The organism is Streptomyces sp. NPDC091282, from assembly GCF_044757385.1.
Taxonomy (GTDB): Bacteria; Actinomycetota; Actinomycetes; order Streptomycetales; family Streptomycetaceae; genus Streptomyces; species Streptomyces gramineus.
In genome coordinates, this window is the sequence record NZ_JBIVUX010000002.1 from 615,910 (window position 1) to 639,027 (window position 23,118).

Annotated in this window: 22 protein-coding genes and 1 riboswitch; of the genes, 3 read left to right on the plus strand and 19 right to left on the minus strand. The window is 71.4% G+C overall.

The genetic code is table 11. The features are described from left to right. Positions 1-4 precede the first annotated feature (4 nt). Positions 5-607, minus strand: a complete 603-nt coding sequence (locus tag ACIQOE_RS09895) for a helix-turn-helix domain-containing protein (protein WP_401410796.1) — start codon at positions 605-607, stop codon at positions 5-7. Here ACIQOE_RS09895 and ACIQOE_RS09900 point away from each other — a divergent pair. Together ACIQOE_RS09900 and ACIQOE_RS09905 are read left to right on the plus strand one after the other, a co-directional pair. After that, positions 606-1,157, plus strand: coding sequence for a GNAT family N-acetyltransferase (locus ACIQOE_RS09900; protein ID WP_401410798.1), 552 nt, complete (start codon positions 606-608; stop codon positions 1,155-1,157). The genes ACIQOE_RS09895 and ACIQOE_RS09900 overlap by 2 nt on opposite strands. Before the next feature lie 30 nt (positions 1,158-1,187). Beyond that, positions 1,188-1,769 carry a TetR/AcrR family transcriptional regulator gene (locus ACIQOE_RS09905; RefSeq protein WP_401410800.1) on the plus strand — a complete coding sequence of 194 codons (582 nt, stop codon included), beginning with the start codon at positions 1,188-1,190 and terminating at the stop codon, positions 1,767-1,769. Positions 1,770-1,813: 44 nt separating this feature from the next. On the opposite strand, the gene ACIQOE_RS09910 is transcribed toward ACIQOE_RS09905, so the two are convergent. From ACIQOE_RS09910 to ACIQOE_RS09920, 3 genes are all read right to left on the minus strand, one after another. Next, a complete protein-coding gene (locus ACIQOE_RS09910) occupies positions 1,814-2,599 on the minus strand; it encodes an SGNH/GDSL hydrolase family protein (RefSeq protein ID WP_401411561.1) in 786 nt (261 codons plus the stop codon). Between the two features lie 239 nt (positions 2,600-2,838). Further along, positions 2,839-3,768, minus strand: coding sequence for a peptidoglycan DD-metalloendopeptidase family protein (locus ACIQOE_RS09915; protein ID WP_401410803.1), 930 nt, complete (start codon positions 3,766-3,768; stop codon positions 2,839-2,841). A 4-nt stretch (positions 3,769-3,772) separates the two neighbouring features. After that, a riboswitch (cyclic di-AMP (ydaO/yuaA leader) is annotated at positions 3,773-3,933 on the minus strand. Positions 3,934-4,241: 308 nt separating this feature from the next. Continuing rightward, positions 4,242-6,332 (minus strand): alpha-galactosidase, encoded by a 2,091-nt coding sequence (locus tag ACIQOE_RS09920; protein ID WP_401411563.1) that lies wholly within the window; start codon positions 6,330-6,332, stop codon positions 4,242-4,244. 174 nt (positions 6,333-6,506) lie between these two features. On the opposite strand from ACIQOE_RS09920, the gene ACIQOE_RS09925 reads away from it, so the two are divergent. Further along, positions 6,507-7,304 carry a tyrosine-protein phosphatase gene (locus ACIQOE_RS09925; RefSeq protein WP_365557396.1) on the plus strand — a complete coding sequence of 266 codons (798 nt, stop codon included), beginning with the start codon at positions 6,507-6,509 and terminating at the stop codon, positions 7,302-7,304. Positions 7,305-7,326: 22 nt separating this feature from the next. Here the strand turns inward: ACIQOE_RS09925 and ACIQOE_RS09930 are convergent, their stop codons facing one another. The 15 genes from ACIQOE_RS09930 to ACIQOE_RS10000 all read right to left on the minus strand — a co-directional run bounded on the left by ACIQOE_RS09930 (position 7,327) and on the right by ACIQOE_RS10000 (position 23,112). Next, a complete protein-coding gene (locus ACIQOE_RS09930; RefSeq protein ID WP_123972047.1) occupies positions 7,327-7,449 on the minus strand; it encodes a DUF6126 family protein in 123 nt (40 codons plus the stop codon). Then, entirely contained in the window at positions 7,446-8,069 is a 624-nt protein-coding gene (locus ACIQOE_RS09935; protein ID WP_351314549.1) for an XRE family transcriptional regulator, read from the minus strand. Before ACIQOE_RS09935 ends, ACIQOE_RS09930 begins: the two co-directional genes overlap by 4 nt. Positions 8,070-8,128: 59 nt before the next feature. Further along, positions 8,129-9,514: an aspartate aminotransferase family protein gene (locus tag ACIQOE_RS09940; RefSeq protein WP_365557399.1), complete on the minus strand. Its 1,386-nt coding sequence runs from the start codon at positions 9,512-9,514 to the stop codon at positions 8,129-8,131. After that, a complete protein-coding gene (gene dxs / locus ACIQOE_RS09945; protein WP_401410806.1) occupies positions 9,511-11,529 on the minus strand; it encodes a 1-deoxy-D-xylulose-5-phosphate synthase in 2,019 nt (672 codons plus the stop codon). The genes ACIQOE_RS09940 and dxs overlap by 4 nt, the downstream gene beginning before the upstream one ends. Before the next feature lie 27 nt (positions 11,530-11,556). Then, the gene (gene ispG / locus ACIQOE_RS09950; RefSeq protein WP_365557405.1) at positions 11,557-12,714 is read right to left on the minus strand and encodes a flavodoxin-dependent (E)-4-hydroxy-3-methylbut-2-enyl-diphosphate synthase; all 1,158 of its coding nucleotides are present in this window, start codon (positions 12,712-12,714) and stop codon (positions 11,557-11,559) included. 4 nt (positions 12,715-12,718) lie between these two features. Then, a complete protein-coding gene (hpnH, locus tag ACIQOE_RS09955; protein WP_401410808.1) occupies positions 12,719-13,741 on the minus strand; it encodes an adenosyl-hopene transferase HpnH in 1,023 nt (340 codons plus the stop codon). Positions 13,742-13,746: 5 nt separating this feature from the next. Beyond that, on the minus strand, positions 13,747-14,388 hold the full coding sequence (locus ACIQOE_RS09960; RefSeq protein WP_351935489.1) for a 1-hydroxy-2-methyl-2-butenyl 4-diphosphate reductase: 642 nt from the start codon (positions 14,386-14,388) through the stop codon (positions 13,747-13,749). Further along, positions 14,389-16,380: a squalene--hopene cyclase gene (shc, locus tag ACIQOE_RS09965; protein ID WP_365557408.1), complete on the minus strand. Its 1,992-nt coding sequence runs from the start codon at positions 16,378-16,380 to the stop codon at positions 14,389-14,391. A 117-nt stretch (positions 16,381-16,497) separates the two neighbouring features. Continuing rightward, positions 16,498-17,625, minus strand: a complete 1,128-nt coding sequence (locus ACIQOE_RS09970; protein WP_401410810.1) for a polyprenyl synthetase family protein — start codon at positions 17,623-17,625, stop codon at positions 16,498-16,500. After that, positions 17,625-19,046 carry a hydroxysqualene dehydroxylase HpnE gene (gene hpnE, locus ACIQOE_RS09975; RefSeq protein ID WP_365557411.1) on the minus strand — a complete coding sequence of 474 codons (1,422 nt, stop codon included), beginning with the start codon at positions 19,044-19,046 and terminating at the stop codon, positions 17,625-17,627. Before hpnE ends, ACIQOE_RS09970 begins: the two co-directional genes overlap by 1 nt. Then, positions 19,043-19,183 (minus strand): DUF6380 family protein, encoded by a 141-nt coding sequence (locus tag ACIQOE_RS09980; RefSeq protein ID WP_351314575.1) that lies wholly within the window; start codon positions 19,181-19,183, stop codon positions 19,043-19,045. Before ACIQOE_RS09980 ends, hpnE begins: the two co-directional genes overlap by 4 nt. Continuing rightward, positions 19,183-20,136: a presqualene diphosphate synthase HpnD gene (gene hpnD / locus ACIQOE_RS09985; RefSeq protein ID WP_351314578.1), complete on the minus strand. Its 954-nt coding sequence runs from the start codon at positions 20,134-20,136 to the stop codon at positions 19,183-19,185. The genes ACIQOE_RS09980 and hpnD overlap by 1 nt, the downstream gene beginning before the upstream one ends. After that, entirely contained in the window at positions 20,133-21,035 is a 903-nt protein-coding gene (gene hpnC / locus ACIQOE_RS09990) for a squalene synthase HpnC (protein ID WP_365568342.1), read from the minus strand. Before hpnC ends, hpnD begins: the two co-directional genes overlap by 4 nt. A 360-nt stretch (positions 21,036-21,395) precedes the next feature. Next, positions 21,396-22,190 carry an ABC transporter ATP-binding protein gene (locus tag ACIQOE_RS09995; protein WP_362642818.1) on the minus strand — a complete coding sequence of 265 codons (795 nt, stop codon included), beginning with the start codon at positions 22,188-22,190 and terminating at the stop codon, positions 21,396-21,398. Then, positions 22,183-23,112, minus strand: a complete 930-nt coding sequence (locus tag ACIQOE_RS10000) for an ABC transporter permease (protein WP_351314587.1) — start codon at positions 23,110-23,112, stop codon at positions 22,183-22,185. The genes ACIQOE_RS09995 and ACIQOE_RS10000 overlap by 8 nt, the downstream gene beginning before the upstream one ends. Positions 23,113-23,118: the final 6 nt, after the last annotated feature.

Below are 23,118 nucleotides of genomic sequence, written 5' to 3' on the forward strand. Positions count from 1 at the left end.
CGCCCTAGGGCTGTGTGTCGCGGGTGAGGACGACGGCGTAGCGGCACTCCGTGTCGGTGGTGTTGGCGAAGACGCGTTCGGCGGGCGGTCCGAGTTCGACGGTGTCCCCGGCGCCGAGTTCATGGACCGTGTCGCCGTCGTGGAAGGTCAGCCGGCCGTCGAGGACCCAGACGAGCTGCCGTACGAAGGCGAAGGCGGCCGCCGGGTAGGGCACCCGGGCTCCGGCGGGCAGCCTGATCTCGGCGATCTCCGCGGGGAACCGCGGTCCGGTGATCTGGCGGCGCCGGTAGCCGGTGCCGGGGTCGCGCCACTCGGCCGCGTCGGTGCCGCGCCGCACCCCCGCGGTGCCGGGCTCGGTGTCCTGCGTGCCTTCGGCGAGGGCGAGCAGCGAGGCGACGCTCAGCTGGAACGCCGCGGACAGCTTGCCGAGGACGACGGCGGTGGGGCTGCTCTCGCCGCGTTCGACGCGGCTGATCATCGCCGGGGAGACGCCGGAGGCGTCCGCGAGCTGCGCCAGGGTCCAGCGGCGGCGTTCCCGCTCGGTGCGGACCCGGGCGGCGATCCGTGCCGCCAGGGAGTCCGCCGCTCGATCTACTATGTTGGACATGAATCCAATATACGAGAGAAGCGGGACGGTGACGGTCCGCCCGGCGCGGCCCGGTGACGCGGAGGCCGTGCGCGCGATCCGCAACGACGCGATCGAGCACTCGACGGCGCTGTGGACCTCGACCCCGCAGTCTCCCGCGGAGGCGACGGCCTGGCTGGCCGCGCATCTGGCGCGCGGCTCCGCGTTCGTGGCCGAAGCCGACGGCGAGGTGGCCGGATTCGCGGTGTACGGCCCGTGGCGCGAGCTGGACGGCTACCGTTTCACGGTGGAGGACTCGATCTACGTCCGTGCGGAGCGGCACGGGCTCGGCGTCGGCTCCGCGCTGCTGGCGGCCCTCGTCGCGGCGGCGCGCGAGGCCGGCCACCACGTCATGATCGCCGGCATCGAGGCGGAGAACACCGCGTCGGTCCGGCTGCACCGGCGGTTCGGCTTCGAGCACGCGGGGACGGTGCGGGAGGTGGGCGTCAAGTTCGGCCGGCGGCTGGATCTCACGCTCATGCGCCTGCCGCTGGACCGGGACGGCAACACGCCCGGGGGCAGGACCGATTAGGGTGACCGCGTGGCGAGAGTGCGGTTGAGCGTGGCCGAACGGCGTGAGGAACTGCTGCGTGCGGCCATCGAGCAGATCGAGGCGCGGGGTGTGGCGGCGGTACGGATCGCCGACGTCGCCTCGGCCCTCGGCGTGAGCAATGCGCTGGTGCTGTACCACTTCTCGACGAAGGAGAAACTGGTCGCCGCCGCCTTCGCCTATGCCGCCGAGGACGACCTGGCCCATCTGCGCAAGCTGCTGGGCCGCCGCACCTCAGCGTCGCGCCGGCTGCGGGCGGCGGTGCGCTGGTACGCGCCGACCGGGCAGGCCAAGGGCTGGCGGCTGTGGATCGAGGGCTGGGCGGTGGCGCTGCGCGAGCCCGCCCTGCGGGACGTGGCCAAGCAGCTGGACCAGCAGTGGAAGGCGGCCATCGCCGAGGTCGTCGCCGAGGGCGTGGCCGCCGGCGAGTTCCGGTGCCCCGACCCCGCGGCCGCGGCACTGCGGCTGACCGCCCTGCTCGACGGGCTCGCGGTGCAGCTCACCTCCTACCCGGGCGCCCTGTCGCGCGCGCGGGCGCAGGAGTGGGTCGACGAGGCGCTGGCGCGCGAGGTCGGGCTGGACCAGGACGGATGAGGGGCGGCCCGCGCGCGGGCCGCCCCTCATCCGCTTCCGTGACCTCAGGCCACGGAAGCGATCCGCATCCTGATGTCGTCCGGGGACAGCGCCCCCTTGGCGGTCACGTGGTCGCCCGAGGACTCGCCGCGCAGCCGCCGGCCGATCCACGGCACCAGGTACTCACGGGCCCAGTGCACGTCGTCGCGGCGGATCTCCAGGGTGCCGCGGGGCGGCAGCGGCGGCCACGGCTGGTCCGGGTCGGCCGGCACGTCGAGGCCGAGCACCTGGCCGGCCCGCAGCGCCACTCGCGTGTGCCCCTCGGGAGACAGGTGCAGCCGGTCGCCGTCCCAGGCCCGCCGGTCCTGCACGGTCTTCAGGGACCACAGGTCGAGCACCGGGCAGCCGTACCGGTCGGCGACGGCGCGGACATGGCCGTTGTAGGTGGCGATCTTGCCGCGCAGATGCTTGAGGACCGGCACCCCGCGGGTGTCGAAGCCGGTGGTCACCAGGACCGTCCCGACGGCCTCGGTGAGCCGGGCCACGGCCCGCTCGAACCGCTCGGCCACCTCGTCGGGGTCGGTGCCGGGGCGGATGATGTCGTTGCCGCCCGCGCTGAAGGAAACCAGGTCCGGGGCGAGTTCCACGGCCCTGGGCAACTGCTCCGCCACGATCTGGTCGAGCAGCCTCCCGCGCACCGCGAGGTTGGTGTAGTCGAAATCGCCCTCGGGCCGCCGGTCCGACAGCAGGACCGCGAACCGGTCCGCCCAGCCGACGAACGCCCCGTCGGGGCCGGGGTCGCCGACGCCTTCGGTGAAGCTGTCCCCCACCGCCACGTACGACCCGATCACTGATGCCTTGTCACTCTTCGAATCGTCTGCCACGTCGGGTCATGATTCACCTCGGACTGTGACCTACGCGACCGTAATAAAGGGTTGACGACCGGTGAGATAAGACACTTGTAAATAGTCGACCAAGCCAGGAATAAGCCTCTGAGCAGGGGCGTTGAAGCGTCGATCGCCCGAAGGCCGGACCCGGGGATCAGGGGTCCGGCCTTCGGAGTGCGTGGCGCCTCGCAGGTGTCGACGGGTCAGCCGACGGTGACGCCCTTCGAGCGGAGGTAGGCGACCGGGTCGAGGTCGGAACCGTAGTCGGGGGTGGTCCGGATCTCGAAGTGGAGGTGCGGGCCTGTGACGTTGCCGGTGGCGCCGGAGAGGCCTATCTGCTGACCCTCGGTCACGGTCTGGCCGACCGAGACGGAGAGCGCGGAGAGGTGGCCGTACTGCGCGTAGTGGCCGTCGGCGAGCCGGATGACGACCTGGTTGCCGTAGGCGCCGCCCCAGCCGGCCGTGACCACCGTGCCCTCGCCGACGGCCTTGACCGGGGTGCCGGTCGGGACGACGAAGTCGACCCCGGTGTGGTAGCCGCTGGACCACATGCTGCCGGCGACGTGGTAGCGGGTGCCGAGGGTGCCGCCGGTCACCGGGAGGGTGAAGCCGGAGACGGCCGTCGCGGAGTTGTCCGAGGAGGAGCCCGGGTCCGAGGACGGTGCGGCGGGGGTGTCGGACCGGGTGGGCGCCGGAGCGTCCGGCCGGGAGTCCCGGCTCGGGCGGTCGGGCGCGGCGTGGCGGCCGCCGAGCGTGAGTTCGAGACCGGGGTGGATCAGCGAGGGGTTGGCGCCGACCGCCTGCCGGTTGTCGGCGTAGAGCCGCTGCCAGCCGCCGGCCACGTCGTGCTCGTCGGCGATCTTCGCGAGGCAGTCGCCGGAGACCACGGTGTAGACGCGGTGCGTGGAATTCCCGGTGCCGGAATTCTGGGCGGCGGATTTCCGCGCGGCCGTCTTCGCGACGGTCGGAATCGACTGCGCGGCCTTTTCGGAAACGGTCTGCGTGGTGGCCGCGTGGGCGCCGGTGGCACCCATGAGCGGCAGGGCCAGCGCGGCGCCGCCGGTTCCGGCGACGGCCATCGAGCGCGTGAGGCGCGGGGACTTGGGACGGCGGTGCTTACCCTTCGCGGGCATGACGCATTCCTCTCCGGCGCCTGCGAGGTGAGCTGTCGGGTTCGGGCTGGAGCTGCCCGGCCACGCGGGAAGACGTGGCTACACCCCTAGCCGTCCCGGGAACCGGAACAGGCGGTCATACCTGGTGGGTCCCCCGCTCCTGCCGGGCACGGGTGAGTGTGTGTGGGGACTCCGGTCGGCGGCAGGATTCGGCGTTCCGTCCGGATGCGTGGTGAACGTAAGCGAGCAGGAGGGACGTGAACAAGAGCCCGGTTCCGTCCGTCCTGGTTTCACTTGATCCGTTATGGGAATTCCCGGTCACTCTCCGTGAATTCCCGGCTTTCGCGCACCCTCAATCCCCGGGAAAGCCACCGGAATTACGTGAGCATGACGCACGACGGACGGTCACGAATATGACGCTCCTCACGCACGTCCCGCCACGTCCGTCTATTCCATAACTAGTACGAACGAAGGCGCCACTTCGGACATAAGACTCAGATCCGGCGCAACCTGACAACCGTCGCATCCAGGTCGCCGCGCAGTTCCGTGCGCAACCCGTGGTGCAACAGCACGGCGCCGCGGAGTATTTCGCCCGTCTCCCGGTCCTCGTACGAGGCCGCCGGGTCGAGCCCCTGGAGCCGCAGGGCCGGCATCGGCTCGCCGTAGCTCTGGGCCTGGAGCCAGGCGAGCACCACGGTCTCGTCGCCCAGGGTGTACTGCACCGCGCTGAGCCCGCCGGCCGGCGGCCGCAGCCGGAACTGGTCGCCGCGCTGCACCAGGGGCCGGATGTCCTTGTAGAGCTCCACCCAGCGGGCGGCCTCCGCCAGCTCGTCCTCGGTCCACCGCGAGAGGTCGCCGCCGATGCCGAGGGCGCCCGCCATGGAGCTGACGAAGCGGAAGCGCAGGCTGCTGACCCGGCCGTTGAGCTGGTGGTTCGGGCTGTCGGTCACCCAGGCCGACATCACCCGGGCCGGATGGATCTGGCTGAAGCCGTGCTGGATGGCGAGCCGGTCCAGCGGGTCGGTGTTGTCGGAGGTCCACACCTCGTCGGTGCGGCTCATGATGCCGAGGTCGATCCGGCCGCCGCCGCCCGAGCAGGACTCGATGGCCACGTCCGGGTGGGCCGCCCGGATCCGGTCGATCAGGGCGTACAGCCCGCGGACGTGGTCGACCCACAGCCGCTGCGGGTACGGCTCGCCGGGCCAGCCCGCGTCCGTGAAGCAGCGGTTGAAGTCCCACTTCACGTAGTCGATCGGAGCGCTGGACAGCAGGGTGTCCAGCTGCTCCCACAGGTACTCCCGGACGTCCTCGCGGGCGAGGTTGAGGACGAGCTGATTGCGCAGTTCCGTGCGCCTGCGTCCCTGCTGGAACTGCACCCAGTCGGGGTGCGCGCGGTACAGGTCGCTGTCCGCGTTGACCATCTCGGGCTCGACCCAGATGCCGAACTGCATGCCGAGGGCGTGCACGTGGTCCGCGAGGGGCTTCAGGCCCTCGGGGAAGCGGTCCGGGTTGGGCGTCCAGTCACCGAGGCCCGCGCGGTCGCTGGTCCGGGCGCCGAACCAGCCGTCGTCGACCACGAACAGCTCGACGCCGATCGCGGCGGCCCGCCGGGCGAGGACGGCCTGCTGCTCCTCGGAGATGTCGAAGGTGGTGGCCTCCCAGGAGTTGAACAGCACCGGCCGGTCCCGCTCGGCGTCCGGGATGACGTACGCGCGCTGGTAGGCGTGCCAGGCACGGCTCGCGCCGCCGAAACCGCCCTCGCTCCACAGGCCCGCGAAGACCGGGCTGGTGTACGACTCGCCCTCGGCCAGCATGAGCAGGCCCGAGTCGTCGTAGCCGGCGCCGCCGGTGATCTGCACGCGCGCGTCGGGCAGTTGGGCGACGGCGATCCGCCAGGAGCCGGACCAGCCCAGCGCGCAGCCCCAGACCTCGCCGCGCTCCTCGGTGGCGTCGGTGTCGAGGGCGACCCAGGGCAGGTGCTGGTGGCCGGTGTGGCCGCGGCGGCTGCCGATCACCTTCTCGCCGTAGGTGAGCGGGGCGCGGGTGAGGCGGGACTCGGCGGCCCACCGGCCGTGCAGCTGGGACAGGCGCCAGCCCTCGCGGTCCGGGAGCGTCCAGGCGGCCGGGTCGGCCCGCAGCAGCTCCAGGGGCGCGTGAGCCCGGTTGTCGACGGTGACCCAGCGTTCGACGACGTCGCCGCGCATCCGGTAGTGCAGGGTGAGGAGGATCCCCGCGTCCTTGAACCGCAGCCGCAGTCCGTCACCGTCCGCGCCGGTGCCCTCGTCCGTCTCGTACGACTCGAAGGTCCACTCGGTGCCGCGGCGCTCCTCGGTGCGCACGGACAGCGCGGGGCGGACGAACCGCGGGCCGCCCTCGACGGGGTACTCCTCGCGGCCGTCCAGCGGGGACTCGAAGGGCCAGTAGCCGGGCAGCGCCCGGGTGCTGAGCTGCTCGGCGTCGGCGAGCCCGATCCTCGGGCCCCAGTGCAGGTGGAGCAGCTCGTCGTCCTCCGTGAGGTGCAGCGCGTAGCTGCTGCCCGGGCCCGACAGGAGCCAGGTACGACCGTTGTCCGCGATGTCCACCACGAGAAACCTCACACAGGTGCCAACAGATCCGCTCAAGCACCAACATCATCAAGGGCGCGGGGCCCCGGAGGCAACGGCTGTGGACAACTCATTGCCCGCGGAAACCGATGTCGTATGGTCGATCCAGTGCCCGTCGGCGAGCAGCGCCGACGGGACCGGCCGGGAGGAGCCCCCGTGACGCAGCAGGTCCCGTCGACCGAGCCCGAGCTGGCCGGGGTACGCAACTTCCGCGACGTGGGCGGCCTGCCGACCGTGGACGGGCGCCGGGTCCGGCACGGCGTGCTCTTCCGCAGCGGGCACCTGGCGCACGCGACGGAGCAGGACGCGCAGTTCCTGGCCTCCCTCGGCCTGCACACGATCTTCGACTTCCGCAACGCGGCCGACCAGAAGCTGGAGGGCCCGGACGTCGAGCTGCCCGGCGTCCGGAATCTGAACCTGCCGCTGACCGACCCGGCGCACGGCGCCGAGTTCTGGACGATGGTCCGCGAGGGCGACACCGAGCAGCTGCGCGGACTCCTCGGAGACGGCAAGGCCGCGCACCGGATGGTCACCTCGTACCGCACGATCGTCAGGGACCGCACCGAGGAGCACTCCCGCGTGCTGCACGACCTCGCCGAGGACAGCGTCCCGGCGCTGATGCACTGCGCGGCCGGCAAGGACCGGGCCGGCGTCTCGATAGCCGTGACCCTCCTCGCGCTCGGCGTGGAGCGGGACGCGATCCTCGCCGACTACCTGGAGTCCAACGCCAAGCACCGCCGCTACAAGGTGCGGCGCAGCGGCGGCGGGGACAGCGCCTACAGCCCCGAGGTGATGGAGCTGCTGAGCCCGCTCTTCGACGCCCGCGCGGAGTACCTGACGGCGGCCTTCGAGAGCATCGACGAGACGTGGGGCGACGTCGACACCTACCTGGAGCAGGGTCTCGAGCTCGCCCCGCCGACCCGCGAGCGGCTGCGCGCACGCCTCCTCGACTGAGGCCGGGCGGTCACCGGAGCGCTCAGCCCTTGCCGCCCACGGCGAACAGCAGGTAGAGGAAGGCGGCGAAGACGTGGCCGACGGCGATGTAGATGATGAGCCGGACCCACAGGGCCCGGGGGAACTTCTCCTCGATGTTGCTCACGGCAGCTCTCCGGTGATCGGCCCCAGGCACAGCGCGGCCAGGGGACTCTGCAGCAGGGTGTGGACGAACAGGAGCTCGACGCCGTCGTGGTCCTCGGCGGCGAGCCGGTGCGGGGTGAGCGAGTCGAAATGGGCGCTGTCCCCGGCGGCGAGGACATGGCTGGTGTCACCGAGGCGCAGCCGGAGCCGGCCGGTCAGGACGTACAGCCACTCCTCGCCGGGGTGCACCCGCACGATGTCGCCCTGGGAGCCGTAGGGCACCTTGACGCGCAGCGACTGCATGCCTCGGCCGGACGCCCCGGCCTGCCAGTACGTCCAGCCGCCGGCGCGGGTCGGTTCCATGTCGCCGGCGCGCACGATCGCGTCCCGGTCGGCGACGTTCTCTCCCAGCAGTTCCGAAACCGTCGTACCGTAGACACGAGCGAGTGCGAGCAGCATCGGCAGCGAGGGCTGGCGCTGCCCGGTCTCCAGCCGGGAGAGATGGGCGGCCGACAGTCCGGCGTCGCGAGCCGCGGCCTCCAGGGTGAGGCCGGCGCGGCGGCGCAGGGACCGCAGCTGCGGAGCGACGACGGGCAGGTCCTCGACCGGACCGCCCGCCCGCCCGTTCTCGGAGGCGTTCATGCCTCCATTCAGCCGCAGATTTGCCTGTGCGGCAATTTTCTTGCCTCAGAGACAAAAAGCTAGCGGTTGGCCACCGCCTGCTTGACGAGGGTCTTGCCGAAGTCCCACATCAGACCGCCGCCGCTGTGCGCGTCGTCCATGACGTCGGTGAAGGCGGCCACGAACCGGTCCGCGTCCGCCTCGTCGACGACGAGCGGCGGGATCAGCTTGATGACCTCCAGGTGGTCGCCGGAGACCTGGGTGAGGATGCGGTGGCGCTGCAGCAGCGGGACGACGACCATCTGCGCGAACAGGCCCTTGCGGGCGGCCTGGAGCATGGTCCAGCGGCTGCGGAGCTTCAGCGAGGTGGGCCTGCCGAACTCGATGCCGATCATCAGTCCCCGGCCGCGCACGTCGGCGAGCAGCTCGTAGGTGCCGATCAGGTCGGTGAGCCGGGACTTCAGCCGCTCCCCGACCGCCCGGGCGCCCGCGACGATCTGGTCGTTCTCCATGACCGAGAGGACGGCGAGACCCGCCGCCATCGCCTGGGCGTTGGCGCCGAAGCTCGCCGAGTGGACCAGCACCCGGTCCATGGACGAGTAGACCTTCTTGAAGATCCAGTCCTTGCCGAGCGTCGCACCGACGGGCACGTACCCGCCGGACAGGGCCTTCGCCACGCACACCAGGTCCGGCTCGACCCCGTCCTCGTGCTGGTAGGCGTAGAAGTCGCCGGTACGGCCGAGGCCGGTCTGCACCTCGTCGGCGATCAGCAGTGCCTTGTGTCTGTGCAGGAGTTCCTGGGCGCCGCGCAGGTAGCCGGGCGGTGCCTCGTGCACGCCCTTGCCCTGGATCGGCTCGACGATCAGAGCGGCGACGTCGCCCTTCTTCAGCTCGCGGGCCAGGGCGTCGAGATCGCCGAGGGGGACGGCCGTGTCGGGCAGCAGCGGGGCGAAGCCGTCCCGGAAGCCGTCCTCGCCGTTGACCGACAGCGAGCCGGTGGTCAGGCCGTGGAAGGCGTGGTCGCAGTAGAGGACGCGGGGCCTGCCGGTGGCGAAGCGGGCGAACTTCAGCGCGGTCTCGACCGCCTCGGTGCCGCTGTTGCCGAAGAACACCCGGTCCAGGTGCGGGCTGTGGGCGAGCAGCCGCTCGGCGAGCAGTCCCGGCAGCGGCTGGCAGTCGAAGCGGGTGAGGTCGGCCAATTGCGCGTCCAGGACGTCGTGCAGGGCCTTGCGGACGACGGGGTGGTGCCGGCCCAGGCCCATCACCCCGAACCCGGCGAGCATGTCCAGGTAGTCGTTGCCGTCCTCGTCCCAGAAGTGGGCGCCCTCGGCACGCTCGTAGACCTTGTCGAAGCCGATGGTGTGCAGCATGCGCGGCAGTTGGTGGTTGAGGTACTTGGCGTGCAGCTCGTACCGCTCACCGCCGCGCTCGGCCAGCAGTGCGCCGAGGTCGAACTCCGTGCTCATCGCTTCTCCTTGGCAGTGGCATCGGTGCCCCGAAGGGGCGCGGGGCCGCGTTCGATCCGCGGCCGCCGCGGCGCGGGCGCGACCAGCCCGGACGGACCCGGACCCGTCGAACGTTCCCCCGCGGCACCCTCGTGGGTGCCCTCGGGCCGCCGCCCCGCGAGGCTCGCTCCGACGCGCCCCGCGATCTCCACCGGCGTCAGCCCGATGTCGGCCAGCAGCTCTCCCCGCTTGGCGTGCGCGAGGAACTGCTCGGGGATCCCGAACCGCCGCACCGGTACGTCCACGTCGGCGTCGCCGAGCGCGAGCGCGACCGCCGAACCGACGCCGGCCGCACGGCTGTTGTCCTCGACGACGGCGACCAGCTCGTGCCGGGCCGCAAGCTCGGGCAGCGCGGGATCCACGGGCTTGACCCAGCGGGGGTCCACGACCGTGCAGCCGATGCCCCGGGCGGCCAGCAGTTCCGCGGCCTGGAGGCAGACCGGCGCCATCACGCCGACCGCGACCAGCAGCACCCGGGCGTCGGGGGCCCGGTGCAGCACGTCCAGGCCGCCGATGCGGTCGACCGCCGGGATGTCCGGGCCCACCGACTCCTTCGGGAAGCGCACGAGGGTGGGCGCGTCGTCCACGGCGACCGCCTCGCGCAGCTGGAGGCGCAGCTGCTCGGCGTCGCGCGGGGCGGCGATCCTGAGGCCCGGGACCACCTGGAGCACGGACATGTCCCACATGCCGTTGTGGGAGGCGCCGTCGACGCCCGTGACGCCCGCCCGGTCCAGGACGAAGGTGACCCCGCAGCGGTGCAGCGCCACGTCCATCAGCAACTGGTCGAAGGCGCGGTTCAGGAACGTGGCGTAGACGGCGACCACCGGGTGGAGGCCGCCGGTGGCGAGGCCGGCCGCCGAGACCGCCGCGTGCTGCTCGGCGATGCCGACGTCCCAGACCCGGCCGGGGAAGCGCGCGGCGAACGGGCCGAGGCCGACCGGGTGCAGCATGGCCGCGGTGATCGCCACGACGTCGTCGCGCTCCTCGCCGATCCGGACCATCTCGTCGCCGAACACCGAGGTCCAGGACGGACCGCCGGACGGCGCGAGCGGCTCGCAGGTGAGCGGGTCCATCACGCCGACGGTGTGGAAGTGGTCCTCCTCGTGGGCGAGGGCCGGCTCGTAGCCGCGGCCCTTCTCCGTGAGGCAGTGCACGAGCACCGGCCCGTGGAACCGTTTCGCCCGCCTGAGCGCGGACTCGACGGCTCTGATGTCGTGGCCGTCGATCGGGCCGACGTACTTGAGGCCCAGGTCCTCGAACATGCCCTGCGGGGCGAAGGCGTCCTTGAAGCCCTTCTTGGCGCCGTGCAGGGACTCGTAGAGGGTGCCGCCCACCAGCGGGGTGCGCAGGAGCACGTCCTTGCCCCAGGCCAGCGCCTTCTCGTAGCCGTCGGTGGTGCGCAGCGTGGCGAGGTGGTTGGCGAGCCCGCCGATGGTCGGGGCGTAGGACCGCTCGTTGTCGTTGACGACGATGATCAGCGGCCGGTCCTTGGCGGCCGCGATGTTGTTCAGCGCCTCCCACGCCATCCCGCCGGTCAGGGCGCCGTCGCCGATCACCGCGACGACATGGCCCTTCTCCCCCTGCACCTGGCGCGCCTTGGCCAGGCCGTCGGCCCAGCCGAGCGCCGTGGAGGCGTGGCTGTTCTCGATGACGTCGTGCTCGGACTCCTCACGGGACGGGTATCCGGACAGCCCGCCCTTGCCGCGCAGCTTGGAGAAGTCCTGGCGGCCCGTCAGCAGCTTGTGCACGTAGCTCTGGTGACCGGTGTCCCACAGGATGCGGTCCACCGGGGACTCGAAGACCCGGTGCAGTGCGACGGTCAGTTCCACGACTCCCAGGTTGGGGCCGAGGTGACCGCCGGTCCTGGCGACCGCGTGCACCAGGAACTCCCGTATTTCTTCGGACAGTTCGCGAAGTTCCGCCTCGGACAGCGCCTTCAGGTCGCGTGGTTGCCGGATGGTCTCCAGAATCGTCACGCTCGGCCCCCTCTCGGTCCGTGCTGTTCAGCTCACGGTGACGGCGGGCGTTCCGGACCCGGCGCCGTCCTGCTCCATCTGCTCTGCGATCTTCATCGCTTCCTCGATGAGGGTCTCCACGATCTTGGACTCGGGGACGGTCTTGATGACCTCGCCCTTGACGAAGATCTGGCCCTTGCCGTTGCCGGAGGCGACGCCGAGGTCGGCCTCGCGGGCCTCGCCCGGGCCGTTCACGACACAGCCCATGACGGCGACCCGCAGCGGGACCTCCATGCCCTCCAGACCGGCCGTGACCTCGTCGGCCAGCTTGTAGACGTCGACCTGGGCGCGCCCGCAGGACGGGCAGGAGACGATCTCCAGGCGCCGCTGCCGGAGGTTCAGGGACTCCAGGATCTGGATGCCGACCTTGACCTCCTCGGCGGGCGGCGCGGACAGCGACACCCGGATGGTGTCGCCGATGCCGCGGGAGAGCAGCGCGCCGAAGGCGACCGCCGACTTGACGGTGCCCTGAAAAGCGGGGCCCGCCTCGGTGACGCCGAGGTGCAGCGGGTAGTCGCACTGGGCGGCGAGCTGCCGGTACGCCTCGATCATCACGACCGGGTCGTTGTGCTTGACGGAGATCTTGATGTCCCGGAAGTCGTGCTCCTCGAAGAGGGACGCCTCCCACAGGGCGCTCTCCACGAGCGCCTCCGGGGTCGCCTTGCCGTACTTCTGGAGCAGCCGCCGGTCCAGCGAGCCCGCGTTGACCCCGATCCGGATCGGCGTGCCGTGGTCCTTCGCGGCCCGCGCGATCTCCTTGACCTGATCGTCGAACTGCTTGATGTTGCCCGGATTGACGCGGACGGCCGCGCAGCCGGCCTCGATGGCCGCGAACACGTACTTCGGCTGGAAGTGGATGTCCGCGATCACCGGGATCTGCGACTTGCGCGCGATGGTGGCGAGGGCGTCGGCGTCGTCCTGGGTGGGGCAGGCGACGCGGACGATCTGGCAGCCGGAGGCGGTCAGCTCGGCGATCTGCTGGAGGGTCGCGCCGATGTCCGACGTGCGGGTCGTGGTCATCGACTGCACGGACACCGGGGCGCCGCCGCCGACGGCCACCGGGCCGACGTCGATCCGGCGCGACACACGCCGCTCGGCGACCGGCCGGGCGGGGACCTCCGGGAGGCCGAGGGAGATGGCGGTCATGCGGTCACTCCCGGTTTCCGCTGACCGTCTCGCGCATGGCGCGCAGCGACTCCTTGAGGGACCCCATGGTGGCGAGGACGGCGGTCGGCTCGTAGCCGCAGTGCGCCATGCAGTTGGCGCAGCGCGGGTCCTTGCCGCGGCCGTACTTGTCCCAGTCGGTCTTCTCGATGAGTTCGCGGTACGTCGGCACGTACCCGTCGCTCATCAGGTAGCAGGGGCGCTGCCAGCCGAAGAGCGAGTAGTTCGGGATCGCCCAGGCCGTGCACGGGAAGTCGACCTTGCCCTCAAGGAAGTCCAGGAAGAGCGGGGAGTGGTTGAGCCGCCACTTGCGCCGGTTGCCGCCCGCGAAGGCCTTCTTGAACAGCTCGCGGGTCTGCGTCACGCCGAGGAAGTGCTCCTGGTCGGGAGCCTTCTCGTAGGCGTAGGCGGGCGAGATCATCATCTCGTCGACCTTGAGGTCGTCGTTGAGGAAGTTGAGCACCTCGATGATGGTCTGCGGGGTGTCGGTGTTGAAGAAGGTCGAGTTGGTGGTCACCCGGAAGCCGCGCCGCTTGGCCTCCTTTATGGCCGCCACCGCCTCGTCGAACACGCCCTCCTTCGCCACGGACTCGTCGTGCCGCTCCCGCAGCCCGTCGATGTGCACCGCGAAGGCGAAGTACGGGGAGGGCGTGAACTTGTCCATCTTCTTGCGCAGCAGCATGGCGTTGGTGCAGAGGAAGACGTACTTCTTCTTCGCCACCAACTGCCGGACGATCTCGTCGATCTGAGGGTGCATCAGGGGCTCGCCGCCCGCGATGGACACCATCGGCGCCCCGGACTCCAGCACCGCCCCGACGGCCTGGGCGACCGGCATGCGCTGCTTGAGCACGCCCGCCGGGTGCTGGATCTTGCCGCAGCCCTCGCACTTCAGGTTGCATGCGAAGAGGGGTTCCAGCTCCACGATGAGCGGGAACTTGTCCCGCTTGCGGAGCTTCTGTTCAGCCAAGTAAGTCGCGACCTTGATGGACTGGCGCAGCGGCATGGCCATCTGGCTCACCTCCGGGGGAGCAACAAAGAACGGTGCCATTCGAAAAAAGCGGGAAGAACGGATCGAAGAACGCGGAAAGCCGATATTCCACCGCGCACCGTGCCGATCCGGACGAGTTCATGTTCAGGAGCGTCCACGACCACCCTGACGGCCGCAACGGGGCGTTCGCCCGCGCGCACGGCGCTCAGGAGCGTGGCCGCCGATTCCATGTCGACCGCGATCGCGCCGGTCGCGAGCAGGTCGGACCGCTCGTTCCCGCGGACGACGTGGTCGGAGCCGGTGACCGGGCCGGTGTGGACGGTGCGGCCGGGCAGGGTCCGTACGAGTTCCTTCACGAGGAGTTCGGTGCCGACGCAGGGAACGCTGCCGCGCGGGTCCCGGGTCTCCTCGGCGACGACCAGGTCACCGGGGTGCATGCCGGGTGCGAGTCCCGCGCAGAAGCCGGTGGCCAGGACGGCGGCACCGGCGAGCGCGGGGTCGGTGAGGACCCGGGTGACGGACCGTTCCGCCGCCCTGGGGCCCATGCCGGTGCGCAGCACGGTGACCGGCCCGCCCGCACCGCCGCGTTCGCCGGCGCGCAGGGCCAGATGCTCGATGCCGAGCGCGCAGGCGATCAGCAGCGGAGCCGGAGCGGGCGTGGTGCTCATTCAGCTCCTCTCGGCCTCGGGCGTGGGCTCGCCGTGGACGTAACGGCCGAGCGCGGTGAGCGGGAAGACCTGCCGGTAGAGGTGGTAGTTGATGGAGAAGTCCCAGGGGAAGCCGGTGCCGGTGAAGTAGGGCTCGTCCCAGGAGCCGTCCTCGCGCTGGGTCTCGGCCAGCCACCGCACGCCCCGCTCGACGGCCTTGGCGTCCTTCTCACCGGCCGCGAGCAGCGCCATCAGCGCCCAGGCCGTCTGGGAGGGCGTGGAGGCGCCGCGCCCGCTCCATTCGCCGGCGTACTTGTAGGAGCGCAGGTCCTCGCCCCAGCCGCCGTCCTCGTTCTGGACCTGCTCCAGCCAGGTCACCGCGCGGCGGATCGCCGGGTGCGAGGCGGGCAGGCCGGCCGCGGTGAGCGCGGGCACCACGGAGCCGGTGCCGTAGACGTAGTTGACGCCCCAGCGCCCGAACCACGAGCCGTTCTGCTCCTGTTCGGCCAGCAGCCAGTCGATGCCGCGCCGGGTGCGCGGGTCGTGGGCCATCCCTTCGAAGGCGAGCATCTCCACGACGTGCGCGGTGACGTCGGCCGAGGGCGGGTCGATGACCTCGCCGAAGTCGCAGAACGGCAGCCGGTTCGGGAACGGGCTGGTGTTGTCGACGTCGAAGGCGCCCCACGCGCCGTTCTTGGACTGCATGCCGAGGTTCCAGCGCACCCCGCGCCCGATGGCCTTCTCCATCCGCTCCGGGTCGTGGTGCTTGACCCGGCGCAGTGCGAGGACGACCTCGGCGGTGTCGTCGATGTCGGGGTAGTTGTCGTTGTGGAACTCGAACGCCCAGCCGCCCGGCGGGAGATGAGGACGCTTCACGGCCCAGTCGCCGGGCCGCACGATCTGCTCGCCGAGCATCCAGTCGGCCGCCTTGACCAGTTGCGGGTGGTCGGCCGGCAGTCCGGCGTCGGCGAGGGCGATGGCGGCCAGGCAGGTGTCCCACACCGGGGACTGGCAGGCCTCGACCATCCGGGAGCCGTCCTCGCGCCACAGGGCGTAACGATCCAGCGACTCCAGGCCCGCGCGCATCACGGGGTGGTCGAGGTCGTAGCCGAGCAGGTGGAGGGCGATCACCGAGTACACGGCGGGCGGCTGGATGCCGCCCCAGGCGCCGTCGTTCTCCTGCCGCTCGACGATCCAGCGGCCGGCGGAGCGCAGCGCCGAGCCGCGCAGCCGGCGCAGGGCGACCTTGCGGTAGCCGCGGACAACCTTGTCGAGCCGCTGGAAGAGGCCTTCCCAGCTGACCGGGGAGGCCAGCGGGCGGGGCGGGTTGGGGTTCGCCGGGTCGGTGTGCAGCTCGTCCAGCGGGAAGGGTGCCGGGCGCACCGGGCGCTTGGCCGAGACGACGGTGAGCGGCACGATGGTCTGCCGGGCCCACTGGCCGAAGTTGTAGATGCTGAGCGGGAACCACCTGGGGAAGTACAGGAGTTCCGGCGGGAGTTCGGGCAGGTCCTCCCATTTCCACCAGCCGAACAGGGCCAGCCAGATCCGGGTGAAGACCCGGGCCGCGGCGATCCCGCCGCGCTCGCGGATCCAGGCCGACGCCCTCGCCATGTGGGGTGCGTCCGGGGCGTCCCCGGCCAGCCGCAGGGCCACGTACGCCTCGATGGTGGCGGAGAGTTCGCCGGGGCCGCCGTAGAAGGTCGCCCAGGTGCCGTCCTCGCGCTGCTCGCCGCGGATGAAGAGCGCGGCGGCCGTCGTCGTGGCCTCGTCGCGGATGCCGAGGAACTGACGGAGCAGCAGGTCCTCGGCGTCCATGGTGACGTTGGTCTCCAGGTCGCCTTTCCACCAGCCCTGCGCGTCCTGCCGGGCGAGCAGATGGTCGGTGGCGCGCCGCATGGCGCCTTCGGCGGCTTCCTTCACCCCGGTCGCCGCGGGGGTCGTGCGGTCCGTGCTGGCCGAGGCAGCGCGGGGCGGCACAGTGGCCCCGGTGCTTCCGTCGGTCGTCGCTGTCATGGCTTCCCCTTCGTGCAGTCGTGCGAAATCGTTCTGCTGTGGGTCCGCCGTCGGCCGGTGCTGCTTGCGCGCTCGCACCGGCCGGCGACTACGCGAGGGCTATTCGACCGATAGTGATCATCTCTTTCGTACGACGACGAAGTCGGCCAGCGCCGTGAACCGCGCCCGGACCGGGTCGGGCATGTCGACGGCGTGCAGGGCTTCGATGGCGATGGTGTGCTGGCGACGCGCTTCCTCGGCGGTCCACTCGCGGCCGCCGGCCTCCTCGATGAGGGCGGCGCGGGCGGCGAACTCCTCCTCGGAGAAGTTCTCGAAGTCGCTGCTCTTGGCGTCGGCGGCGAGGATCTCGCCGAGCCGCTCGGAGGCGTATCCGCCCGCGGCGAGCGCGGCGACGACCGGCAGGGACTTCTTGCGCTGGCGCAGGTCGCTCCAGGTCTGCTTGCCGGTGGACTCCGGGTCGCCCCAGATGCCGAGGAGGTCGTCGACGGCCTGGAAGGCCAGACCGAGGTGGTAGCCGTACTTCTCCAGGGTGTCGGCGGTGCGGTCGTCGGCGCCGCCGAGGACCGCGCCGATGGAGCTGGAGGCGGCGAGCAGCGCGCCGGTCTTGTTGCCTTCCATCTCCAGGCACTCCTCGACGCTGACCCGGTCGCGGTGCTCGTAGGAGATGTCCTGCGCCTGGCCGTCGATCAGCGCGCGGGTGGCGGTGGTGAGCCGGCGGGTGGCGCGGCCGGCCTCCACGGTGCCGAGTTCCAGCAGCACCTCGTTGGCGAGGGCGAACAGCGCGTCGCCGACCAGGATGGCCTGCGCGGGGCCGTGCACCTTCCAGACGGTGTCGCGGTGCCGGCGCTGCTCGTCGCCGTCCATCAGGTCGTCGTGCAGCAGCGAGAAGTTGTGGACGAGTTCGACGGCGACGGCGCCGGGGATGCCGACCTCGGGGCCGGCTCCGGTGACCTCGGCGGAGAGCACGGCGAGTGCGGGGCGCACGGCCTTGCCGCCGTCGCCGTCGGCGGGGTTGCCCTCGGCGTCGATCCAGCCGAAGTGGTAGGCGGCCACGGTGTCCATGGGGGGTGCCAGACGGTCCACGGCCGCCTTCAGTACCGGGGTGGCAAGGGTCCGGCCGCGCTCCAGGAGCGCGGTCACGTCCACCGCGTCGGCAGCCGTCTCGGCCGGGGGCACAGTGGGCACAGTTTCTCCTCTTGTTGCGGTACCGGGGGTGCGGGGGCCTGCCGCCTGCTGGTCGAGCATCACGCCGCCTCCTCGAACTCGAAGAGGTGGCGGGGGCGGGGCCGGCCCAGGGTGCGCAGTACGGCGTCGGCCGCGTTCACACCGCTGCGGACCGCACTCTCCATGGTCGCGGGCCACCCTGTGGCGGTCCACGCTCCGGCCAGGTAGAGGCCGGGTGCCTTGGTGCGGGTGCCGGGCCGCAGCCGCCCGACGCCGGGGGTGGGGGCGAAGGTCGCGGTGCGCTCCCGGGTCACGAAGAAGTCCTTCACGCCGGCGCCGCGCGCACCGGGCAACAGCCGTTCCAGTTCGGGCAGATAGCGCTCGCGCAGGACCGCCACGGGCGCGTCGATCTCGTCCTGGGCGGCGGACTGGGAGAGCGCGAGGTACTGGCCCTCGCCGAGTCCCGAGGCGTGGGTGCGGTCGAACACCCACTGGACGGGGCTGCCCAGGGCGGCGAAGAACGGCTTGGTGAGCACCGTGCGGTCGTAGACCACGTGGACGTTGAGGATCGGCGCGGTGCCGATCTCCAGCAGGTTCTCCGGCGCGTCCAGGGCGCCCTCGGGCAGCAGGTCGTACGCCTCGCGCTGGGCCACCGCGAGCACCACGGTGTCGGCGGTGTGCGTCTCGCCGGGAACCTGAACGCTCCACGTCCCGTTCTCGTTGTGGGAGACGGAGGTGACGCGTGTACGGACCTCGGTACGCACGCCCGCGGAGTCGAGCGCCTTGCGGGCCAGTTCGTCGTGCAGTTCGCCCAGCGGCACATGGGCCCAGCCGATGTCGGCCGCGCCCGGGTCGGACAGCAGACCGGTCTTGAACACCATCGCGGCGAGCGCCAGGGACGAGTCCTGGGCCACCGCGTTGAGGGTGGCGACCCCCACCAGGTCCCACAGTGCCTCGATGGCGCGCGCCGACTGGCCGTGAGCGGCCAGCCAGCCGCCGAAGTCCTGCGCGTCGAGCGCGGGGTCGCCGAGGTCCAGTGCTCGGAGGGCGAGGGCGGCTCTGCCCACTCTCGCGCGTTCGGCGAGCGAGAGATGCGGGTACGAGGCGAGGCTGCGTCCCAGATGCAGCGGTACCGGCAGCGGGTCCCGGCGGAGTCTGCCGAGCCGGCGCCCCTCGGGTTTCGCGAGGTCGAGGACGGGCACGTCGAGCCGGTCCTGCAGCGGTGCCAGCGCCGCGCCCTCGATGCGGTCCAGGAACCAGCGGTAGGCGGTGCAGCACCGCAGGTACACGTGCTGGCCGTTGTCGACGGTCAGGTCGCCGCGCCGGAAGGAGAAGGCGAGCCCGCCGAGGCGCGGCCTGCCTTCGAGCAGCGTCACCCGGATGCCGGCGTCGGCCAGTGCCAGCGCGGTCGTGACGCCGGCCAGGCCGCCGCCGATCACGACGGCGGTGCGCCCGGACGGGATGTCGTCGTGCGTCCGTTCGGATCGCGTGCCGTCGGTCATCGTGCAGCCTCCCCTGCCCGCCCGCCGTGCCGGTGGTACGGGGCAGGGCGGGCCGTCGCAGTCAGGGACGCCGCGCCGCACCGGAGGGTTGCCTGCCGTTTCTCCCCGGTGGCGTCGGCCGGGCCCACGGTGTCCATCAGGCGCGCCTCCTGACGGTTCTGCGGGCGGTGTGGCGCCGGGTGTCGAGTCCGGACAGGCCGCGCACGGCGACGTACGCCTTCTCGTGTCCTGGCAGCGAGACCCGGCCGCGCAGCACGGCCTCCGGCTCGCGCTCGATGCGGTCGAGCAGCCGCCGGTAGATGCCCGCCATGGCCGCGACACAGGCGCCGCTGCGCCGGTCGAGCATGGGCAGCAGCCGGTAGCCCTCGGCGAACAGGGCACGGGCGCGCCGCACTTCGAAGTGCACGAGACCCGCGAAGTCCGAGCCCTCGGGCGGGTTCGGTCCGTGGAACCCGGCCGCGCAGCCGAACTTGGCGAGGTCGTCGGCGGGCAGGTAGGTGCGCCCGTTCCCGGCGTCCTCGCGGATGTCCCGGAGGATGTTGGTGAGCTGGAGCGCGAGGCCGAGCGTGTCGGCATACTCCGGCGCGCGCTCGACACCGCGCGCCCCCGGTTCGGTGCCGAACACACCGAGCGAGAGCCGGCCGATCGCCCCGGCCACGCAGCGGCAGTAGACCTTGAGGTCGTCCCAGGTCTCGTAGGCCTCGCCGCGGACGTCCATCAGCACGCCGTCGATCAGCTCGTCCAGGCCGCCCAGCGGGATCGGGAAGACCTGGGCCGCGTGGGCGAGGGCGACCGCGACCGGGTCGGTGTCGTCCTCGTCGACCGCGCCGTCCTGGACCCGGGCGAGCAGCGCCCGGGTGTCCTCCAGGCGGGCCGCCTTCACATCGGCGGCGAGCACGCCGTCGCCGATGTCGTCGACGCGCCGGGAGAAGGCGTAGAGCGCCGACATGGCGCGCCGCTTGGGCGCGGGCAGCAGCCTGATGCCGTAGGCGAAGTTCCGTGCCTGCTGTCCGGTGACGGTCTCGCAGTAGCTGTAGGCGGCGAGTACCGGTGCGGACACAGGTGTGGGAGAGTCCACGGTCCGGATCACCCCTCTCCTCGCAGAGTCACGCCCACCTCACGCAGCAACCGGCCCTTGCCGGGCTTGGGCGGGCCGGGAAGTACGTCGTATTCGGCGGCGGCGATCGCCGCGATCGCCGCCCTTCCCCCCGCCACGAACCCCGCAAGCAGCAGCTTCAACCTGCCGTGGACGCTACCCACCAGGGGGGCGCCTTCATTCAGGAGATCGCGGGCGCGTTGCGCTTCGTATGCAACCAGTGCTCGCACCGATGCGCCCGTGATTTTCCCGGCGAGGTCCGCCTCCTGGACATGAAAGCGCTTCATGTCCGCGGCGGGCAGATAAATCCGGTCGCGGCCGAAGTCCTCGGCCACGTCCTGGAGGTGTTCGACGATCTGGAGTGCGGTACAGATCGAGTCCGAGAGGCGGATCCGCTCGGGGGTCGAGGTGCCGGTGACGTCGAGGACCAGACGGCCGACGGGGTTGGCCGACAGCTCGCAGTAGGCGAGCAGGTCGTCATAGGTCTCGTAACGCGTGACCAGCTGGTCCTGGCGGTTGGCGGCGATCAGCCCGAGGAAGGGCTCGGGGGTCATGCCGCGGCGGCGCACCGTGGGCTGCAGGCGGCGCAGCAGCGGGTGGCGCGGGGTGCCGTCGAAGACGCGGGCCAGGTCGGCCTCGAAGGCGTCGAGGAGCACCAGGCGGTCCTCGGCCTCGGCCGGGGAGACGCCGAGCAGCCGGGCGTCGGCGCCGCCGGGGGCCAGGTCGCCGTCGCCGATGTCGTCGACGAGGCGGGCGAAACCGTAGACCGCCGTCAGGTCGTCGCGCCAGGCCCTCGGCAGGAAGAACGGCGCCACCGGGAAGTTCTCGTCCGCGGCCTTGTCCAGAGTGCCCCGCTCGGCCTCTCCGGTGCGCGCCGGGGTGGCCGCCGTCACCGTTCGCTGCCCGCGGCCGGGACGGCGTGGCCTGCGTTGAGCTGGGGAGTTTCCGTAGCCATTGCCGTCACATCTCCCGTTCTACACTGCCGACCCAATACACACTATTTCGGACACGCCGCCCAGCAATCCACGGGGCGGCCCGGCCGAGGGTGTCGCGCATTATCGCCCCACTTGCCGCTTTCCGGGACCGGTACAGCTTACGTTGTACAACGCATCGAGGTTCGTCGGGGTGTCCCGCAGATCACAACAACACACCGATTGCCTTCAAGATTCCTTGGGCGAGCCGGAGTTGACGTTTCCTTTGCAGACGCCGGGCCCCGCCGGAGAGGTTCCGACGGGGCCCGGGGAGCCGCTGGGCTACTTGCCCGTGAACTTCTCGTACTCCTTGAGCACCTCTTCGGTGGGCCCGTCCATGCGCAGCTCACCGCGCTCCAGCCACAGGACCCGGTCACAGGTGTCCCGGATCGACTTGTTGTTGTGGCTGACCAGGAACACCGTGCCCGCGTGCCGCCGCAGTTCCCGGATCCGCTCCTCGGAGCGCTTGCGGAAGGCGGCGTCACCGGTGGCCAGCGCCTCGTCGATCATGAGGACGTCGTGGTCCTTGGCGGCGGCGATGGAGAAGCGCAGCCGGGCCGCCATGCCGGAGGAGTAGGTCCGCATCGGCAGGGTGATGAAGTCGCCCTTGTCGTTGATGCCGGAGAAGTCGACGATCTCCTGGTACCGGGCCCTGATGTCCTCACGGGACATGCCCATGGCGAGACCGCCGAGGATGACGTTCCGCTCGCCGGTGAGGTCGTTCATCAGGGCCGCGTTGACGCCGAGCAGCGAGGGCTGGCCGTTGGTGTAGACCCGGCCCTTCTCGGCGGGCAGCAGACCGGCGATGGCCCGCAGCAGGGTGGACTTGCCGGAGCCGTTGGAGCCGATCAGGCCGATCGCCTCGCCCCGGTAGGCGACGAAGGAGACGCCGCGCACCGCGTGCACCTTGCGGACGCCGCGCTCCTCGCCGCGCTTGATGATCCGGCTGAGGGCGGCCGTCGCGCTGCCCTTGCCGGACTTGGCGCCGTTGACGCGGTAGACGATGTGCACGTCCTCCGCGATGACGGTGGGGATCCGCGCCCCGTCGTTGCGCTCCGTGTCGTTCAGCTCAGCCACGGCCGTACCGCTCCTCCGCCTTCCAGAAGTACACGAACCCGCCGGCGAAGACGACCAGGGCCCAGGCCAGGGCCACGGCCCAGACGTGCGGCGGGAGGTTCTCGGAGCCGTAGCCGTCGATGAGCGCGAAGCGCATCAGGTCCATGAAGACGGCCGCGGGGTTCACCTGGAGGAGCAGGCGCGCCCACTCCGGCCGGTGCTCCATCATCTTGCTGATGGAGAACATGACACCGGACATGTACATCCAGGTGCGCAGCACGAACGGCATCAGCTGGGCCAGGTCGGGCGTCTTGGCGCCCAGCCGGGCCACGATCATCGCCAGACCGGTGTTGAACAGGAACAGCAGCACCAGGGTCGGCAGGACCAGCAGCCAGGACAGGCCCGGCGTGGTGCCGAAGCCGATCACCACGGCGATCATGACGATCATCGAGAACAGCAGCTGCTGGAGCTGCTGGAGCGCGAAGGAGACCGGCAGGGCCGCGCGCGGGAAGTGCAGCGCGCGCACCAGGCCGAGGTTGCCGGAGATCGCGCGCACGCCCGTCATGATCGAGCTCTGCGTGAACGTGAAGGTGAAGACGCCGGTGACCAGGAACGGGATGTAGATGTCCTGGGACATGCCCCGGCTGGCGTGCAGGATGACGCCGAAGATGAAGTAGTACACGGCCGCGTTCAGCAGCGGTGTGGCCACCTGCCAGAGCTGGCCCAGCTTGGCCTGGCTGTACTGGGCGGTGAGCTTCGCCTGCGAGAAGGCGAGGACGAAGTGCCGGCGTCCCCAGAGCTGGCGTACGTACCCGACGAGCGAGGGACGTGCGCCGCTCACCGTGAGCCCGTGCTTGGCGGCCAGCTGCGCCGCCGTGAGGCCCTCGTCTGGCGACGGCACCGCGCTCACCGCGATTCCGACGTCGTGCGTTGTCTCACTCAAGGGTCG

Bases quoted from the DNA above. Each gene is read 5' to 3' on its own strand.
- ACIQOE_RS09900 (WP_401410798.1), top strand. From the start codon at position 606: ATGAATCCAATATACGAGAGAAGCGGGACGGTGACGGTCCGCCCGGCG.
- ACIQOE_RS09895 (WP_401410796.1), bottom strand. From the start codon at position 607: ATGTCCAACATAGTAGATCGAGCGGCGGACTCCCTGGCGGCACGGATC.
- ACIQOE_RS09915 (WP_401410803.1), bottom strand. From the start codon at position 3,768: ATGCCCGCGAAGGGTAAGCACCGCCGTCCCAAGTCCCCGCGCCTCACG.
- ACIQOE_RS09935 (WP_351314549.1), bottom strand. From the start codon at position 8,069: ATGAACGCCTCCGAGAACGGGCGGGCGGGCGGTCCGGTCGAGGACCTG.
- ACIQOE_RS09940 (WP_365557399.1), bottom strand. From the start codon at position 9,514: ATGAGCACGGAGTTCGACCTCGGCGCACTGCTGGCCGAGCGCGGCGGT.
- ispG (WP_365557405.1), bottom strand. From the start codon at position 12,714: ATGACCGCCATCTCCCTCGGCCTCCCGGAGGTCCCCGCCCGGCCGGTC.
- hpnH (WP_401410808.1), bottom strand. From the start codon at position 13,741: ATGGCCATGCCGCTGCGCCAGTCCATCAAGGTCGCGACTTACTTGGCT.
- ACIQOE_RS09960 (WP_351935489.1), bottom strand. From the start codon at position 14,388: ATGAGCACCACGCCCGCTCCGGCTCCGCTGCTGATCGCCTGCGCGCTC.
- shc (WP_365557408.1), bottom strand. From the start codon at position 16,380: ATGACAGCGACGACCGACGGAAGCACCGGGGCCACTGTGCCGCCCCGC.
- ACIQOE_RS09970 (WP_401410810.1), bottom strand. From the start codon at position 17,625: ATGCTCGACCAGCAGGCGGCAGGCCCCCGCACCCCCGGTACCGCAACA.
- hpnE (WP_365557411.1), bottom strand. From the start codon at position 19,046: ATGACCGACGGCACGCGATCCGAACGGACGCACGACGACATCCCGTCC.
- ACIQOE_RS09980 (WP_351314575.1), bottom strand. From the start codon at position 19,183: ATGGACACCGTGGGCCCGGCCGACGCCACCGGGGAGAAACGGCAGGCA.